Below are 16,258 nucleotides of genomic sequence, written 5' to 3'. Positions count from 1 at the left end.
TTCTATCACACTAGCAAAAAGTGCCTTAAATTTCAAGCGAATGAGAGAAGCGTCATGCCGCGCAATCTTCCGCGACGGATAGCCTGTCCTCCAGGGCTTGGGGTATGTTACAATAGTCGGTAGAGGTGATCGTGAACGTATGTTTTTGAAACGGATAGAGTTAGCGGGCTTCAAATCGTTCGCCGATAAGACGGAGATGGAATTCGTCCGCGGAATTACCGCCGTGGTTGGACCTAACGGCAGCGGTAAGAGTAACATCTCCGACGGGATCCGCTGGGTGCTCGGGGAGCAAAGCGCCAAGTCGCTGCGCGGCGGGAAGATGGAAGATATCATTTTTGCCGGCAGTGACGCGCGCAAGGCCGTGAATTACAGTGAGGTATCGCTGACGTTGGACAACACCGATCAAGCGTTGCCGCTTGACTTCAGCGAAGTGACGGTGACCCGGCGAGTCCATCGCAGCGGCGACAGTGAATACTTCATCAACAAGCAGCCCTGCAGGCTGAAGGATATCACCGAGCTGTTTATGGACACGGGGATCGGGAAGGAAGCGTACTCTATCATCGGGCAGGGCCGGATTGAGGAAATTTTGAGCACACGCTCGGAGGACCGCCGCGGCATTTTTGAAGAGGCTTCGGGGATTGTGAAATACAAGAGCCGCAAACGCGACGCCCGCCGCAAGCTGGATGAAACCGAGCAGAACCTGCTTCGCATCAACGACTTGGTGTCCGAGCTGGAGGATCAGATCGAGCCGCTGAAGGAGCAGTCGGAGAAAGCCCTGAAGTACAAGGAATTGCGTGAGCAATTAAAAAATAAAGAAATTTCGCTATATGTGCATCAGATCGAGCAAATCCATGAATCGTGGAGCGAGGCCAACGCCAAGCTGGCCAAGCTGCAGGAGGAGCAGCTGGCGCTGTCGACCGTTGTTTCCGCGCATGATGCCAAATTGGAGAGCGACCGGCTGGCCCTTCGTCAGGTTGAGGATCAAATCGAACTGCTGCAAAGTCAGCTGCTCGAATACAGCGAAAGCTACGAGAAAAGCGAAGGCTACGGCGAAGTGCTGAAGGAACGCGCTAAAAATCTGACTCAAAATCGCGAGCAGCTGCTTCAATCGCTGGAGATTAGTGAAGAGCGGTTCGCCCAGCGGCAGCAGGAAAAGGAGCAGCTGGCAGCCAAATTCGCCGCAGCGGAGCAGCAGCTTCATGAACTGCGTAATGAGCTGGCGGCCGAAGAGGCGAAGCTGATCGGGGTGACCGGCGGCATCAGCCAAGCGCAGGAGGACGGCCTGAAAGGCCAACTGCTGGACATCATGAACCAGATGGCGCAAGCGCGCAACGAGATCCATTATGCTGAACAGCAGAAGGAAAGCGTGAAACGCCGGATGGAACGCGCGGAAGAGGAAGGCGTCAAATGGACGGAGGAGCTGGAACGGCTCAAAGCGCGCAAGGCTGAACTGGAGAAGGTGCTAGACAAGCTGGGCAAAGAGATTGCCGATTTGCGCGGACAGTACATCCAGGAAAGCGAACGGGTGAATTCGCTGCAGAAGCTTGTGGAAGAAAGCCAAAGCAACATCCGCAAGTGGGAACAGAAGCGCGAAGCGTTGGTTTCCCGCCGCGACACGATGAAGGAGATGGAGGACGACTACGACGGGTTTGTCTTGGGCGTTAAGGAAGTGCTCAAGGCGGCCAAACGGTCGACGTTGTCCGGTGTCCACGGTGCTGTCGCGGAGCTGATTCGGGTGCCGGAGAAGCTTGAAGTCGCCGTAGAGACGGCGCTAGGCGCTGCGATGCAGCATATCGTCATGGAAAACGAAGCGGTGTCGCGGCAGGCGATCGCCTTTCTGAAGCAGCGGCAGCTGGGCCGAGCGACCTTCCTTCCGCTCGACGTAATTCGTTCGCGCCAGATTTCCGCAGCGGACAAACGTCTACTGGAGGAAGCGGACGGATTCATCGGCATTGGAGCCGATCTGGTGGGCTACGAGCCGAGGTATGAGAACATTGTCGGCAGCTTGCTCGGTAATGTCGTCTTTGCCAGCGATCTGGAGCGGGCGAACAAAATGGCCGCACGGCTGCAATACCGCTTCCGGATCGTGACGCTGGAAGGCGATGTCGTGAATGCCGGCGGTTCGATGACCGGGGGCAGCCAGCATCGCAAGAACAGCAACCTGCTGGGGCGTAAACGCCAGCTCGACCAGCTTGCCGGCGATATTCGCGAAAGCGAGGAAATGCTGGACAAGCTGCGCAAAGGGTTGGCAGACGTACGCAGTCAGCTGGCCAAGGCCGAAAGCGAGTTAACGCGACTGCGGGAAGCCGGCGATGCCAAACGGGTAGAGGAGCAAGAATGCGCCGGTGATTTGAAACAGATCGACCACGAATGGCGCCGTGTCTCCGAGCAGTTTGAGCTCTATGGCCAGGAGAAAGGCCACTACCTGAAAGAGCTCGAGGAGCTTGAAGCGACAAAGACCGCGGCGGAAGCGCGACTCGTTGAGCTGGAGAAAGAAGAGCAAACGGTGCAGCAGTCGATCCGGGCAGCCGAGTTCGCGCGTAAAGCTAGCGAATCGGCCAAGGAGGAGCTGCAGGATTTGCTGACCGGGCTCAAGGTCCGGGAAGGCAAGCTGGATCAGGAATGCCAGTCGCTGCGTGAGCAGCTGCGCCGCGCGGAGGAAGAGTTCAAGGTGCAGGAGCGTGAGCTGGGGCAGACCCGCACGATCCTGCAGTCGATTGAAGCGGACCTGAAGCAAAACGAGGAGCAGACCGTGAAGCAACGGGAAGAGCTCAACGACTTTAAGCTGAAGAAGGAACGGGCCAGCGAACAGCTGGAGCTGGAACGCGCTTCGCGCGCCGTGCTTGTGAAGAAGCTGGAGGAAGGCGAAAGCGAAACGAAAGAGCAGCGGCTTGGGCTCAAGGCCGTAGAGGAGCAGTTGCGCCAGACAGAAATCCAGGCGAACCGCCTCGACGTGGAGCTGGATAACATTCTGCGCAAGCTGTCTGAGGATTACGAGCTGAGCTACGAGCTGGCGAAGCAGCGTTACGCCGTGCCGGAGGATGTGCCGCAGACCCAGGCCGACGTGAAGGAGCTGAAGCGGCAGATCACGTTGCTTGGGGAAGTGAATCTCGGCGCGATCGAGGAATACAACCGCGTGTCGGAACGTTATCAGTTCCTCAGCGAGCAGAAGAATGATCTCGTCGAAGCGAAAACGACGTTGTACCAGGTAATCCGCGAAATGGACGAGGAGATGTCCAAACGCTTCAAAACGACGTTTGACGCCATTCGCCGCGAATTTGTGATCGTCTTCTCGAAGCTGTTCGGCGGCGGGCGGGCGGATTTGATCTTGGTCGATCCGGACAACCTGCTGGACACAGGGATCGATGTGGTGGCTCAGCCGCCGGGCAAGAAGCTGCAAAACCTGCAGCTGCTCTCCGGCGGGGAGCGGGCATTAACAGCGATGGCGCTGCTGTTTGCGATTTTGCAGGTGAAGCCGGTGCCGTTCTGCGTGCTCGACGAGGTCGAGGCGGCGCTGGACGAAGCCAACGTGGTCCGTTTTGCCCAGTACTTGCGCGAATTTTCGGAGCAAACCCAGTTTATCGTGGTGACTCACCGCAAAGGCACGATGGAAGAAGCCGACGTGCTGTACGGGGTGACCATGGAGGAAGGCGGCGTGTCCAAGCTCGTTTCGGTGAAGCTGGAGGACGAAGATACGGTCGAAATCGCTTAAGCCAACAGAACATTCTCAAATACAATTTACGGTGGCTTGGGGGTCAAGACGACAGCTTGGCTCTCCTGCCACGTTTTTGTGTTTACGCGGTCTGGGGCGGAAAATTGCTTAGGCCCCCTGCGGTATGAGATAATTGAGTTCGAAGTGATGAAGGAGGACATATTCCTATGAGTTTCTTTAAGAAACTGAGAGAAAGCATTGCATCTAAAACGGAATCCGTAACGAAACAGTTCCGGGACGGGCTGGAGAAAAGCCGGAAAGGCTTTGTTGAAAAAGTGACAGAGCTCGTAACCCGGCGCAAAAAAATCGATGAGGAATTTTTCGAAGAGCTGGAGGAAATTTTGATTGGCGCCGATGTTGGCGTGAACACCGTAATGAAGCTGATCGATGATCTGCGGGCCGAAGTGAAGCAGCGCCGGATCGAGAACGCCTCGGAGCTCCAGCCGCTGCTCTCCGAGAAGCTGACCCAGCTGCTGCGCGGGGATGAGGACAGCGAAATGCATTTGAACCCGGACGGGATCAGCGTCATTTTGTTCGTTGGCGTTAATGGGGTCGGTAAAACGACGACGATCGGTAAGTTGGCCCATTTCTATAAGCAACAGGGTAAGAAGGTCATCCTGGCTGCCGGCGACACCTTCCGTGCAGGGGCGATTGAGCAGCTCGAGGTTTGGGGCAATCGAGTTGGAGTGGATGTCATCAAGCAACAGGCCGGCTCTGATCCGGCAGCGGTGATGTTCGACGCGGTTCAAGCCGCCAAGCAGCGTGGGGCCGATATTCTGCTGTGCGATACCGCGGGACGGCTGCAGAACAAGTCGAACCTGATGGAGGAGCTGAACAAGATTTACCGCGTCATCCAGCGCGAAATTCCCGGAGCTCCCCATGAGGTGCTGATGGTGCTCGATGCCACCACAGGGCAAAACGCGCTTAGCCAAGCCAAGCTGTTTGGTGAGAAGAGCGGCGTGACCGGTCTCGTGCTCACGAAGCTGGATGGCACGGCTAAAGGCGGTATTGTCATCGCCATCCGTCAAGAGCTCAGCCTTCCGGTGAAATTCGTTGGACTAGGCGAGAAGATGGAAGATCTCCAAAAATTCGATTCCGAGCAATTCGTGCATGGGTTGTTTGCCGGCTTGATTGCTGAGGAGGAAGAAGCTGAAGGGGAACCCAATGAGGCTTAATTGGGCAAGTCCCAGTAACACATTGCGGGGTTCCTTCGTATGATGCTCATAGGCAAACGCCCGGCAAGACAAACTAATCAAGAGAATTTTAGGAGGTGACAGGATGGCCAATACACATACGTATGACCGCCGTGAGGAAATTGCCAACGCGATCACTCACGGCATCGGCGCCTTGCTCAGTGTGGCAGGATTAGTGCTGTTGATCGTTTTTTCCAGCATGAAGGGCACAGCTTGGCACGTTGTCAGCTTTACAATATATGGTGCAAGCATGCTGCTGTTATACCTGTGCTCGACCCTCGTGCACAGCTTCAAGGAAGGGAAACTGAAGGATTTGTTCGAATTTTTCGACCATTCCTCGATTTACATTTACATCGCGGGGACGTATACCCCGTTTCTGCTGGTAGCCGTTAGGGGACCGCTCGGCTGGAGCCTGTTTGGCACCGTCTGGGGGATCGCGCTGCTTGGCGTTGTGTTTAAAGCCTTTTTCGTCAAAAGATTCCTGTTCCTATCGACGTTTTTCTACTTGATTATGGGCTGGTTAATCGTGATTGCCTGGGGACCGCTGACCGCGGCGATGCCGCATCAAGGGATCGTCCTGCTGGTTGCAGGCGGGCTGGCGTATACGCTGGGAACGATATTTTATGTCTGGCGCGGATTTCCTTATCACCATGCGATCTGGCATCTGTTCGTCCTCGGCGGCAGCGTAACGCATTTCTTTGCGATATTGCTGTATCTCTTGCCAAATCATTAAGAAGCTGAAGCGTCAAGCCGCTTTCCGAAGCATCGGGAGCGGCTTTTTTGCATCAAAATGCGTCTCTGGCTATGTTCAAAACTGATGTTAAGGAAAAGTGCTTGACATCCATCTCGGCATTCGGTATCATAGGAAAAGTTGATGCCTGTAAAGTGTTTTTCCTTGACGGAGGGGGTGCCCAGATGAGTCAGGAGAATAGGCTGGAGAAGACAAACCGGATCAACCTTTTGTTTGACTTCTATGAAGCGCTGCTGACGGAGAAGCAGCAGACGTTCTTGAAATATTATTTTCTCGATGATTTCTCGCTGGGCGAAATTGCCGCTGAGTTCGAGATCAGCCGTCAGGCGGTATATGAACATATTAAACGGGCGGAAGGCATGCTGGAGACGTACGAGGAGAAGCTGGGCCTGCTGAAGAAGCACGAAGCGCGGAGCCACGTGTTGTCCCAATTAGGGCAGCTGCTCGAAGCCAGCGACATGTCCCCGTTACATAAAGAAACGGCAAGAAATTTGCTTCGCGAGGCGGAGCAATTGTAAGATGACTATAGGAATACGGAACGATCTTATAGAGATGGAGGTGACGAGGTATGGCATTTGAAGGTTTGACAAGCCGTTTGCAGAGCGTATTCAGTAAGCTTCGCGGTAAAGGGAAAGTGTCCGAGGACGATGTAAACGAAGCGATGCGTGAGGTTCGACTCGCTTTGCTGGAAGCGGACGTCAACTTTAAAGTCGTCAAGGAATTCATCGCGAAGGTGAAGGAGAAGGCGATCGGCAAAGAGGTCATGGACAGCTTTACGCCGGGCATGGTCATCATCGATATCGTCAACAAAGAGCTGACCGAGCTGATGGGCGGAAGCCAAGCTAAGCTAGCTCGCAGCAATCGGCCGCCAACAGTCGTGATGATGGCGGGTCTGCAAGGGGCTGGGAAGACGACAACCTCGGCGAAGCTGGCCAAGCTGCTGCTGAAGGAAAATCACCGGCCGCTGTTGGTCGCAGGGGACATTTACCGTCCGGCGGCAATCAAGCAGCTGCAGGTGCTCGGCGAGCAGATTAAAGTGCCGGTGTTTACGTTGCCAGAGGGCAACAGCCCGGTTGAAATTACCCGTCAGGCGTTGCAGCATGCGAAGGATAACGGCAACGACTATGTCTTGATCGATACCGCAGGCCGGCTGCATGTGGACGAAGAACTGATGGAGGAGCTGCGGCAAATCCATGAGGTGACGAACCCGGACGAGGTCTTGCTCGTGGTGGATGCCATGACAGGTCAGGACGCGGTTAACGTTGCGGAGAGCTTCAATCAGCAGCTGACGCTCACCGGGGTCGTGTTGACTAAGCTTGACGGCGATACCCGCGGCGGTGCAGCGTTGTCGGTTAAGGCGGTCACCGGCTGCCCGATCAAGTTCGCTGCGCTGGGCGAGAAGATCGATGCGCTGGAGCCGTTCCATCCGGAACGGATGGCGTCGCGGATTCTGGGCATGGGCGACATGCTGTCGTTGATTGAGAAAGCTCAGGCCAACATTGACGCGGAAAAAGCGAAGGAAATGGAACGGAAAATGCGCAATGCAGAGTTTACGTTCGAGGATTTCCTGGAGCAAATGGAGCAAGTGAAGAAGCTGGGCCCGCTGGATCAGCTTATGGACATGATTCCTGGCATGGGCAAGATGAAGCAGATGCAGAACGTCAAGGTGGACGAGAAGCAAATGAGCCGGGTTGAGGCCATCGTGCATTCGATGACCAAAGAGGAGAAGCAAAATCCCGATATGATCAATCACAGCCGGCGCAAGCGGATTGCCGCAGGCAGCGGAACCACACTCGCCGACGTCAATCGCTTGATCAAGCAATTTGACGAGATGCGCCGTGTGATGAAGCAGTTCTCCGACATGATGGGGCCGAAAGGCAAAGGCAACAAAATGTTGAAGCAATTAAGCAAGGCCGGTAAAGGGATGAGATTCCCTTTCCGTTAATCTAAATGCAAGGTTCATTCTTAAAAGGAGGTGAATTTCGTGGCAGTTCGTATTCGTTTGAAACGTATTGGTGCTCATAAAGCTCCTTTCTACCGTATCGTGGTTTCGAATTCCCGTTCCCCGCGTGACGGTCGTTTTATCGAGGAGATTGGTTACTACAATCCGGTTGCAGAGCCGGCTGTAGTTAACATCGATGAAGAGAAAGCGTTGAAATGGCTCCAAGACGGTGCACAAGCATCCGATACCGTTCGCAATCTGCTGAGCAAAGCAGGCGTTATGAAGAAATTCCATGAGCTTAGACAGCAGAAATAATTGCTGATTCGGAGGGTCGTAAATGGAACAATTAGTCGGCGTTATTGCGAAGGCTCTTGTTGATCATCCGGACGACGTGCGCGTAGATGTCGTGGAGAAGGACCATCTGATTGTGTATGAGCTTTCCGTACATCCCGACGATGTAGGGAAGGTCATTGGCAAGCAGGGGAGAATCGCCAAGGCGCTGCGCACCGTCGTAGCATCGGCAGCGGTCAAGATGGATAAGCGGGTCACCGTGGATATCATGTCTTGATCGTTAACTTCATAATGATAGACGAAAGCGGGTTAGGATGTTTGTCCTAGCCCTTTTTCGTACATGCTGAAGCAGAAGGATCCTGGCAGTTGGGACAAGCTGCGAGTATGATGAGGAGATAGCACTTGGGAGGTTAATATGTCGGATTCATTGTTATCGGTAGGCAAAATCGTAAATACGCACGGGATACGTGGGGAGCTTCGCGTGCTGCTGCAGACGGACTTTCCGGAGGTGCGCTTCGCACCGAAGAGCCGGCTTCTGATTGTTCATCCCGAAACGGGGGAACGGCTGGAGGTCACCGTGCAATCGGCGCGGCCGTACAAACAGATGTATATTGTTAAATTTGCCGAATTCTCCAATATCAACGATGTGGAACGGTTTAAAGGCCGCGACTTGAAGGTGAGCAAGGCGGAATCGGTTGAGCTTCCGGAGAACGAATATTATTTCCATGAAATCATCGGCTGCAGCGTGGTTTCCGATGAGGGGGAAGAGTTGGGTGAAATCGTGGAGATTCTGCGGCCCGGCGCGAATGATGTATGGGTTGCCAAGCTGCCAAATGGCAAGCAGCTGCTGCTTCCGGTCATTGATGACGTGGTGTTGGACGTCAATGTGAAGGAGAAAATCGTTACTGTGCATTTGATGGAAGGACTGTTGTAGGATGCGCGTCGATGTGTTGACCTTGTTTCCTGAAATGTTCGCCGGCGTATTTGGCAGCAGCATCCTCGGCAAAGCTCAGGACAAGGGGATTGTGTCCTTCAACGCCATTAACTTCCGGGACTATGCAGGCAATAAACATGGAACCGTTGATGATACGCCTTATGGCGGCGGCGGGGGCATGGTGCTGAAACCGGAGCCGATTTTTCGTGCGGTTGAAGATTTGCTTGGACGGCAGGTTGATGGGGATACCGGAGATTCGGCGGAACATCCGGCAGTTGCCGCAGAACCTGACCTGGCGGCTAACCCTTCCGTTCGCCCGCCCCGCATTATCTTGATGTGTCCGCAAGGCGAGACGTTTACGCAGAAGAAGGCGGAAGAATTAGCCCAGGAAGATCACTTGATTTTTATTTGCGGGCATTATGAAGGTTACGATGAACGGATTCGCCAACACTTGGTCACCGACGAGTTATCGATTGGCGATTATGTACTGACCGGGGGCGAGCTGCCAGCTATGGTGGTCATCGACAGCGTGACGCGCCTGCTGCCTGGGGTGTTAGGCAATGAAACCAGCGCGATCACCGATTCGTTTAGCACCGGGTTGCTGGAATATCCGCATTACACACGTCCCGTTGAGTTTCGCGGATGGAGAGTGCCAGATATTCTGCTCAGTGGACATCATGCCAATGTCGATGAATGGCGGCGCAAGGAAGCGTTACGGCGGACGTGGGAACGACGGCCCGATCTGCTCGAAAAGGTGGAGTTATCTCCCAAGGACTTGCGTTGGCTCGAAGAAATCAAAGCTAGTCATCCGAAAGAGAAGGAGTAAGTAACTTCTCCATGTCTGTGTCCGATGTGACCGTCAAGCGGTTCAAAGCCATTAGCCGGTCACCGGGCTTGACAAAGCCTTGGCGAACGGTGAAAGCCATGCGGTAGCCGTTCTCCTGCAGCTCATAGATCATCTGCCGGGATTTCTCGCCATACGGGTATGCAAAGTACGGAGAGTCAACCCCGGTTTCTTTCATCTTGTCGATATCGGCCTGAATTAACTTAGAGTCTAGCCCTGCGGATGACGGAACTCCGCATTTTTGGAAGCCTTTGTAATGCAAATTATACGTGTGGCTGTGGAACTCGAATACATCGCGCGCCGCGTGGATTTCTTCTTTTGAAAGATATGTTTTCTTCGTGGGATCAAAGTTTTGGGTTTCTTCTTCGATTTTACTGCCGATGACAAAGATAGCTGCTTTGAATCCATAGTTTTTGAGAATGGGATAAGCATAAATATAGTTATTTTGATAGCCGTCATCGAAGGTAATGACCACGCTCTTGGCCGGCAGGGAGATCTGCCCTCTGACGTATTGTTCAAGTTCGCTTAAAGAGGCTGTATAATACCCTTGCTCATGCAGATAGGCCATCTCAGCTTCAAAAGCCTCAAGATTGATAATCGACTTGTTGCCAGGCTCTTGATTGTATTGCTTTGGAGTGATGTAATGATACATCAGTACGGGCACTTGTTCGGCGGTGCCTGGGGCAACCGCAAAGTCCATCGGCAGGGTTGGATATTCCTCATGCTTCGTATGGCTTGAAGTAAACACCTTCGTTTTCACCATATCCCATGAGGTGCAAGCCTTACGGGCCAAAACCGTATTCGGGTGAGTCACTGCGGCCGAATACACTAGAATCGAAATTGCTGCGAAAAATAGTACATACCTCGCTAATCTTCTGCTCATTTCTCCACAAACTCCTATTTTCTCTAATAGATCTATTTTATTTGTTCTCTCTATAAAAGTGGTTACGATTTCTTATCCATAGGTACAAACGAAAAACCCCCGGTAGAGTTACCGAGGGGGATGTCTAAATAGATGTTTCGTTTTATTCAACGATGTATCCAGCGGCGATGACGTCTTTTTTGCTTAATACAATCGATCCCAGCTCTTTCTTGATCGTGATCAAGTGAGAACCGTTTGTAATGATGGAAGTTGTTTCTCCATCCTTAAGGTTTGCGGCATTTAAGCTAAATGCGGTAGTGCCCGAAGCTCGAACGACGTATACATCAGGGTTCTCTTCTGATTTTGAAGCAGAGAGGCGTGGATTTGCAGCGATTAAATCGGATAAGGTGATCCATTCCTTCTTTGAACTGAATGAAATGGTTTTGGTCGCACCGTTATAGGTTGTGTCGTAATTAAACAAGCTTGCGGCCTCACGAATCGGGACATAGGTCGTTCCATTAAAGACCAGCGCATCCGCCGTCAGCTTGGTTTGCCCATTCACCACAAAATTGAAGTATTTGATGGTCGCTTTGACCGTTTTTACTGCAGGGGCTGCCCCTGCCACGGATGCCGTACCGATTAAGGCACTAGCTGCAACCGCGAGTACGATTTTTTTCATGAGAAGTTTCCTCCTATCGTTTATCGTCCTTTAAAAATATTACATAGAAGCTCATCTAATGATATAGGTTTTGTGGGTTATTTTACGGGGAGGTGATCAGACAAAGGGACTAGCCCTAATAGATCGAGAATAGGTCTTAGGCTTGCGTCTAAACTCTTGCGAGCGTGCGCGGCTATCGCTTATAATGGTAATATGCGATTGACATCCGGTTAACGTTGAACGGCAAATCGTTAACCTTTATATGTGATTATCGGGGTATGGCGCAGTCAGGTAGCGCGCACCCTTGGGGTGGGTGAGGCCGTGGGTTCGAATCCCGCTACTCCGATCTTTAGCAAACCGAAGGAACAGGCAAATTTCAATTGAATTTTGCCTGTTCCTTTTTTATCCCGCGCAAGCTATCAAGACAGTTGCCTCAAACCGTTAGTCGCCCATACCGTTCGTCCACTGTTCTCATACTATGCATTAGCTTGCATAAGGAAGGGGAACAAGGGAATGGAAGAGATATATTATAATTGCTTACAATGCATGGGGAAGCGTGTTCGGATTTTAACCCGTGATGGGGCTGTACACGAAGGCACGATTGTGAAGGTTGACCGGTACAACGTATATTTAAAAAAATCGGGAAAAGGCCGGGCTCAAATCTCGGCATTTTATCCGCCCTACTATGGTGGCTACGGGTACGGTCCTTATGGAGCGGCCGACGAAATTTTGACGCTGAGCCTGTTCACGCTCTTGGCGATTGCTTTAATTTAAGGTTAAAACGTTCGCCTCCAAGGGATTGGAGGCATTTTTTTGTTCAAAATCGGATAGGATAAATTTAAGGATATCCCCTGATAACTCTTGCCTTGTTAACCTTATATTTTTCTTGCGAAGCCCATGAGATTATGGTACAATTCAATTTGTTGTGAATTCGGTGGTCCGCTGCGGATGATGAAGAAGAACAAGAGGTTCTTTGGAAGAGGCATGAACACCTGAGTGGAAGGAGGGAGTCCTAGATGAATATCGTACAAGCGATTACGCAAGAACAGCTTCGCAAGGATATTCCGAGCTTTCGTCCTGGTGACACTTTGAAAGTGTACGTTAAGGTTATCGAGGGATCTCGTGAACGTGTCCAATTGTTCGAAGGTGTTGTGATTAAGCGTCGTGGCGGCGGAATTAGCGAAACTTTTACGGTTCGTAAAATTTCGAACGGTGTAGGCGTGGAAAGAACTTTCCCGCTTCATTCCCCGAAAATCGATAAAATCGAAGTGGCTCGCCGTGGTAAAGTGCGTCGTGCGAAGTTGTATTATCTTCGTGAACTTCGCGGTAAAGCAGCGAGAATTAAAGAAGTACGTCGTTAATTTTCCGTTAACGAAGAGGGGGCTTGTATCCAATCAAGCCCCTTTGCTTTTTCTTCGGGAAGTTTCGAGATTCACTACCTCCAGTACATATTTTATGAGATAAGGAGAGGTCACGATCCATGGAGAAGCATGAACGTCAGGGTTATCCGGAGGTTTCGCCGTCTTCCGGACGGGTGGAGCAGTCGCCAGACGGGCCAGGAGCGGTGCAAACGCCGCCTGCGGGCAAGAAGGAAAAAAGCGAGGCGTTGGAGTGGCTGAAAGCTATCGCCATCGCCATTGTGTTGGTTCTCCTGATTCGTTGGCTTTTCTTTGCTCCGTTTATTGTCGACGGCCCGTCGATGCAACCAAACTTTCATACGGGGGAACGGATCATCGTTAACAAGATCATTTACGATATCCGCGCTCCAAAACACGGTGAAGTCATTGTTTTCCACGTTCCGTCGGAAGGCCGGGATTTCATCAAACGGGTCATCGGCGTCCCTGGAGATACCGTCCAAGTGGAAGGGGATACGGTGACGGTCAACGGGAAGGTTGTAGATGAAACATACATTAAAGATGTTGTGGTAGAGAAGCATAATAATAACGAGCTGTACAATACGGAGGCGAATTTTCCGAACGAGCTGGTACCGGATGGAACGGTGCCGGAAGGATACGTATTTGTACTGGGGGATAACCGCTCGAATAGTACGGATAGTAGGCGGATCGGTTACGTACCATATAAAGACATCGTAGGTCGGGCAGATTTGGTGTTCTGGCCGCTGTCGGACCTGAAGTTGATCCGGCACTAGATGCTGGGAAAGTAGAATGGGAGAAACGTGAGAGAAGGCGCGTTCTTGGGACAGTGAGGTGAAGGTATATGACAATTCAATGGTTTCCCGGCCACATGACCAAGGCACGCCGGCAAATCCAAGAGAAGCTGAAGCTGATCGATGTGGTCATCGAGCTCCTTGACGCGAGGTTGCCTCTGTCGAGCCGAAATCCGATGATCGATGAGATTTTGCAAGGCAAGCCGCGCTTGATTGTTTTGAATAAATCCGATTTGGCCGATCCTGCGGTGACGCGGCAGTGGATCGCTTATTTTAAGGAAGAAGGGCATCTGGCCGTTGAAGCCGACGCGGCAAGCGGGCAAGGCCTAAGGGAAATTCCCCGCTTGGCCAAGGAGCTGCTGAAGGAGCGGATCGAGAAGCAAATCGCCAAAGGTATCAAGCCTCGGGCGGTTCGCGCTTTAATTGTCGGAATCCCAAATGTCGGGAAATCCACGCTGATTAATGGCTTAGCGGGTCGTAAAATTGCGGCGACCGGCGACAGACCCGGCGTCACTAAAGGTCAGCAATGGATTAAGGTAGGGACGGAGATGGAGTTGCTCGACACGCCGGGCATTTTGTGGCCGAAGTTTGAAGATCAGAACGTCGGCTACCGGCTGGCCGTGACCGGTGCGATCCGCGAAGAGATTTTGAACGTGGAAGACATCGCTTTTTTTGCCGTAAAATATTTGGTCCGGTATTACTGGGAGCCGTTCAAAGCGCGGTTTGAGCTGGATCAACCGCCGCGAGACTTCGACGATCCGGACGAAATCGTTGCGATCATGGAAGCGGTGGGGCGTAAACGCGGTTGCCTCATCAGCGGTGGACGAGTGGATTTGGAGAAAGCATCGGGGATTCTGCTTCGCGAATTGAGAGCCGGGAAGCTGGGCAGATATTCGTTGGAAGCCCCCTATTAATAAATGAAAGCCGCTGGCGGTTTGGAGATCCTTCTTCAGATCGCCGGCGGCTTGTTTTTTTAGCGAAAGGCTGTAGAATCGAAAGAGGATTGCCGATAAAATAAGGGAAGCATCGTAATTTATAGAGATGAAACCGATAGAGTGATGGATGCGCTCCAGGCGTGGAACCCTCATTTCCGAGTCCGGAGATAGGAACCAACAACATAGAACAGCTAGCAACGGGGGAAGTTTCGCGAGAACAAGGAGGCATTATGGACGATTTATTAAAATATGAGCGCGAGTACTGGCAAGCGGGATATCCGCATATTGCGGGGATCGACGAAGTGGGCAGAGGCTGCTTGTTTGGAGATGTGGTTGCCGCTGCGGTCATTTTGCCGCAAGGACTCGTGCTGGAAGATGTGAACGATTCGAAGAAATTAAGCGCCAAGAAGCGGGAGAAGCTATATGATCTCATCATGGAACAGGCGATTGCCGTGGGGATCGGATCCGTGGATGCGGCGACCATTGACCAAATCAATATTAAGCAGGCGACAAGGCGGGCGATGAAGCAGGCGGTAGAACAACTGTCGATTCAGCCGGAATATCTGCTCATCGATGCAGAGAAGGTGGATGTGCCCATTCCCCAACTTTCAGTAATCAAAGGGGATGCCACCAGTCAGTCGATCGCAGCCGCTTCGATCGTTGCCAAGGTGACACGTGACCGTTTGTGCCAAGGCGAATGGGATGCACGATATCCGGAATACGGAATCGCCGTACATAAAGGTTATGCAACCAAGCTGCACCGTGAACAGCTTCTGGCATTGGGGCCAACGCCCATGCATCGCAAGAGCTTTATGCGCAATTTGTTCGTTGAAGAACAAACTTTGTTTTAACCGGCCTTTTCTTACCCGCTCTCGATGGAGGCGGGTTTTCCATATCTTCAATCCAGTCTAAGGGGGGAGCTTATGAATATCGGACCGCTGCTGCGCAGTATGATGGGGGACGTTCGTTCCGGGGAAGCGAAATCGCTGGAACTCAAGACGGGGCAAGTGGTCCGCGGCACGGTGTTGTCCGTCTCCGATGATGGGCAAGTGGCCGTCATTCAGGTCCAAGGTGTGAAGCTTCACGCTGCCTTGGAGACGCCGATGCGTCCAGGAGAAACGACGCTCCTGCAGGTGCAGCCGGAATCGAAGGACGGACTCGCGGTCTTGAAGCCAATTTCCGCAGACCCGGGGACTGTCCTGTCTCCTGCTTCTCTCGCCAAGTCGCTCGAATCGCTGGGACTTGAGAATTCGCCGGCGAACCGGGAATTCCTGCAGATGATGCAGAAAAACGGAATTCCATTAACACGGGAAAATTTTGCGCTCCTGCAAAAGGTCTCTGGGCTAAAGCCGGCTGGAGTACCATTGTCGGAGTGGATTCAGGCGGCGGGTATCGCCTTTGGACGGGGACTTCCGATCACCGGTGAAACGGTAGCGGGGCTGCATCAAGCTGTTTTTGGCCCTCCGCTGCACGTCCTGCTGTCCTCGCTGGAGGAGCAGATCGCCAGCTTTTTGCGCCAATTGGGGCCGGAGATGACCGGGAACGAGGGGCAACCCCGCTCAGGCCCGGCAGCAGCTGGCTCATCGGCTCAGACAGGGCAATCGGCATCTCCTTTGCCAGCGGGAGACACCGCGGCTCCTGCATCGTCCGGGGCGAATGCCGGGACAGCCGCCGGAGGGGCGGCCCAACCAGGTGCGCTGCCGAACGGCGGAGGAGCTCCGCCGAATCAGGCGGCGGGGCTGATGCAGTTAGCCCGGCAGGGCGCTTATGCGGTCGGCTCGGACGGACCGCCATCCCCGCAGCCGGGGCTGCAGGGGCAGCACGCCGCAAGTGCACCGGGCGGAGCGCTGGTCGCGAAGCTGCAAGCGGTGCTGGCGGAGCTGCAGTCGTCCGTGCTCCCGGAGGGCACGGACCTGCCGGGCCGCACGTCGGCCGGCCCGGCAAGGGGCGCCGCCGCGGAGGGCCAGAG

Annotated in this window: 17 protein-coding genes and 1 tRNA gene; 16 read left to right on the top strand and 2 right to left on the bottom strand. The window is 53.1% G+C overall.

Annotated features, from left to right (window positions below):
* Window positions 1-139: 139 nt before the first annotated feature.
* The 9 genes from smc to trmD all read left to right on the top strand — a co-directional run bounded on the left by smc (window position 140) and on the right by trmD (window position 9,649).
* The gene (gene smc / locus PBA01S_RS18495; RefSeq protein ID WP_127576499.1) at window positions 140-3,712 is read left to right on the top strand and encodes a chromosome segregation protein SMC; all 3,573 of its coding nucleotides are present in this window, start codon (window positions 140-142) and stop codon (window positions 3,710-3,712) included.
* Window positions 3,713-3,879: 167 nt separating this feature from the next.
* The gene (ftsY, locus tag PBA01S_RS18490; RefSeq protein ID WP_009222973.1) at window positions 3,880-4,887 is read left to right on the top strand and encodes a signal recognition particle-docking protein FtsY; all 1,008 of its coding nucleotides are present in this window, start codon (window positions 3,880-3,882) and stop codon (window positions 4,885-4,887) included.
* 103 nt (window positions 4,888-4,990) lie between these two features.
* Complete coding sequence (gene trhA, locus PBA01S_RS18485) at window positions 4,991-5,638, top strand: PAQR family membrane homeostasis protein TrhA (RefSeq protein WP_009222974.1); 648 nt, start codon at window positions 4,991-4,993, stop codon at window positions 5,636-5,638.
* Between the two features lie 182 nt (window positions 5,639-5,820).
* Window positions 5,821-6,174 (top strand): putative DNA-binding protein, encoded by a 354-nt coding sequence (locus PBA01S_RS18480; protein ID WP_016312469.1) that lies wholly within the window; start codon window positions 5,821-5,823, stop codon window positions 6,172-6,174.
* A gap of 50 nt (window positions 6,175-6,224) precedes the next feature.
* Window positions 6,225-7,601, top strand: coding sequence for a signal recognition particle protein (gene ffh / locus PBA01S_RS18475; RefSeq protein WP_028537783.1), 1,377 nt, complete (start codon window positions 6,225-6,227; stop codon window positions 7,599-7,601).
* 39 nt (window positions 7,602-7,640) lie between these two features.
* Window positions 7,641-7,913, top strand: coding sequence for a 30S ribosomal protein S16 (gene rpsP, locus PBA01S_RS18470; protein WP_009222977.1), 273 nt, complete (start codon window positions 7,641-7,643; stop codon window positions 7,911-7,913).
* A 22-nt stretch (window positions 7,914-7,935) separates the two neighbouring features.
* A complete protein-coding gene (locus tag PBA01S_RS18465) occupies window positions 7,936-8,166 on the top strand; it encodes a KH domain-containing protein (RefSeq protein ID WP_009222978.1) in 231 nt (76 codons plus the stop codon).
* A 138-nt stretch (window positions 8,167-8,304) separates the two neighbouring features.
* Window positions 8,305-8,823, top strand: a complete 519-nt coding sequence (gene rimM, locus PBA01S_RS18460) for a ribosome maturation factor RimM (protein WP_016312467.1) — start codon at window positions 8,305-8,307, stop codon at window positions 8,821-8,823.
* A 1-nt stretch (window position 8,824) separates the two neighbouring features.
* Complete coding sequence (gene trmD, locus PBA01S_RS18455; RefSeq protein ID WP_016312466.1) at window positions 8,825-9,649, top strand: tRNA (guanosine(37)-N1)-methyltransferase TrmD; 825 nt, start codon at window positions 8,825-8,827, stop codon at window positions 9,647-9,649.
* Here trmD and PBA01S_RS18450 read toward each other — a convergent pair.
* Complete coding sequence (locus PBA01S_RS18450) at window positions 9,624-10,550, bottom strand: polysaccharide deacetylase family protein (RefSeq protein WP_028537782.1); 927 nt, start codon at window positions 10,548-10,550, stop codon at window positions 9,624-9,626. The genes trmD and PBA01S_RS18450 overlap by 26 nt on opposite strands.
* A 142-nt stretch (window positions 10,551-10,692) precedes the next feature.
* Entirely contained in the window at window positions 10,693-11,208 is a 516-nt protein-coding gene (locus tag PBA01S_RS18445; RefSeq protein ID WP_085278856.1) for a stalk domain-containing protein, read from the bottom strand.
* A gap of 251 nt (window positions 11,209-11,459) precedes the next feature.
* On the opposite strand from PBA01S_RS18445, the gene PBA01S_RS18440 reads away from it, so the two are divergent.
* The 7 genes from PBA01S_RS18440 to PBA01S_RS18410 form a co-directional block, all read left to right on the top strand.
* Window positions 11,460-11,533, top strand: a tRNA-Pro gene (locus PBA01S_RS18440).
* Window positions 11,534-11,700: 167 nt separating this feature from the next.
* Entirely contained in the window at window positions 11,701-11,961 is a 261-nt protein-coding gene (locus PBA01S_RS18435) for a hypothetical protein (RefSeq protein ID WP_085169016.1), read from the top strand.
* Window positions 11,962-12,203: 242 nt separating this feature from the next.
* Window positions 12,204-12,548: a 50S ribosomal protein L19 gene (rplS, locus tag PBA01S_RS18430; protein WP_009222984.1), complete on the top strand. Its 345-nt coding sequence runs from the start codon at window positions 12,204-12,206 to the stop codon at window positions 12,546-12,548.
* 119 nt (window positions 12,549-12,667) lie between these two features.
* Window positions 12,668-13,336, top strand: a complete 669-nt coding sequence (lepB, locus tag PBA01S_RS18425) for a signal peptidase I (protein ID WP_009222985.1) — start codon at window positions 12,668-12,670, stop codon at window positions 13,334-13,336.
* Between the two features lie 68 nt (window positions 13,337-13,404).
* Complete coding sequence (gene ylqF, locus PBA01S_RS18420; protein WP_028537778.1) at window positions 13,405-14,268, top strand: ribosome biogenesis GTPase YlqF; 864 nt, start codon at window positions 13,405-13,407, stop codon at window positions 14,266-14,268.
* 251 nt (window positions 14,269-14,519) lie between these two features.
* The gene (gene rnhB, locus PBA01S_RS18415) at window positions 14,520-15,140 is read left to right on the top strand and encodes a ribonuclease HII (RefSeq protein ID WP_036699276.1); all 621 of its coding nucleotides are present in this window, start codon (window positions 14,520-14,522) and stop codon (window positions 15,138-15,140) included.
* Window positions 15,141-15,212: 72 nt separating this feature from the next.
* Window positions 15,213-16,258, top strand: a 1,046-nt coding sequence (locus tag PBA01S_RS18410) for a TP0910 N-terminal domain-containing protein (RefSeq protein WP_503826051.1), incomplete at its 3' end; no start/stop codon positions are given.

The organism is Paenibacillus barengoltzii NBRC 101215, assembly GCF_004000745.1.
GTDB lineage: Bacteria > Bacillota > Bacilli > Paenibacillales > Paenibacillaceae > Fontibacillus > Fontibacillus barengoltzii.
The sequence above is the reverse complement of the archived record's forward strand: the minus strand, read 5'-3'. Positions and strand labels throughout refer to the sequence as shown.

Excerpts from the sequence above, each read along its gene's own strand:
- rimM (WP_016312467.1), top strand. The coding sequence starts at position 8,305 with ATGTCGGATTCATTGTTATCGGTAGGCAAAATCGTAAATACGCACGGG.
- PBA01S_RS18450 (WP_028537782.1), bottom strand. The coding sequence starts at position 10,550 with ATGAGCAGAAGATTAGCGAGGTATGTACTATTTTTCGCAGCAATTTCG.
- trmD (WP_016312466.1), top strand. The coding sequence starts at position 8,825 with ATGCGCGTCGATGTGTTGACCTTGTTTCCTGAAATGTTCGCCGGCGTA.
- rnhB (WP_036699276.1), top strand. The coding sequence starts at position 14,520 with ATGGACGATTTATTAAAATATGAGCGCGAGTACTGGCAAGCGGGATAT.
- PBA01S_RS18465 (WP_009222978.1), top strand. The coding sequence starts at position 7,936 with ATGGAACAATTAGTCGGCGTTATTGCGAAGGCTCTTGTTGATCATCCG.
- ftsY (WP_009222973.1), top strand. The coding sequence starts at position 3,880 with ATGAGTTTCTTTAAGAAACTGAGAGAAAGCATTGCATCTAAAACGGAA.
- PBA01S_RS18445 (WP_085278856.1), bottom strand. The coding sequence starts at position 11,208 with ATGAAAAAAATCGTACTCGCGGTTGCAGCTAGTGCCTTAATCGGTACG.
- lepB (WP_009222985.1), top strand. The coding sequence starts at position 12,668 with ATGGAGAAGCATGAACGTCAGGGTTATCCGGAGGTTTCGCCGTCTTCC.
- rplS (WP_009222984.1), top strand. The coding sequence starts at position 12,204 with ATGAATATCGTACAAGCGATTACGCAAGAACAGCTTCGCAAGGATATT.
- ffh (WP_028537783.1), top strand. The coding sequence starts at position 6,225 with ATGGCATTTGAAGGTTTGACAAGCCGTTTGCAGAGCGTATTCAGTAAG.
- smc (WP_127576499.1), top strand. The coding sequence starts at position 140 with ATGTTTTTGAAACGGATAGAGTTAGCGGGCTTCAAATCGTTCGCCGAT.
- ylqF (WP_028537778.1), top strand. The coding sequence starts at position 13,405 with ATGACAATTCAATGGTTTCCCGGCCACATGACCAAGGCACGCCGGCAA.
- PBA01S_RS18435 (WP_085169016.1), top strand. The coding sequence starts at position 11,701 with ATGGAAGAGATATATTATAATTGCTTACAATGCATGGGGAAGCGTGTT.
- trhA (WP_009222974.1), top strand. The coding sequence starts at position 4,991 with ATGGCCAATACACATACGTATGACCGCCGTGAGGAAATTGCCAACGCG.
- PBA01S_RS18480 (WP_016312469.1), top strand. The coding sequence starts at position 5,821 with ATGAGTCAGGAGAATAGGCTGGAGAAGACAAACCGGATCAACCTTTTG.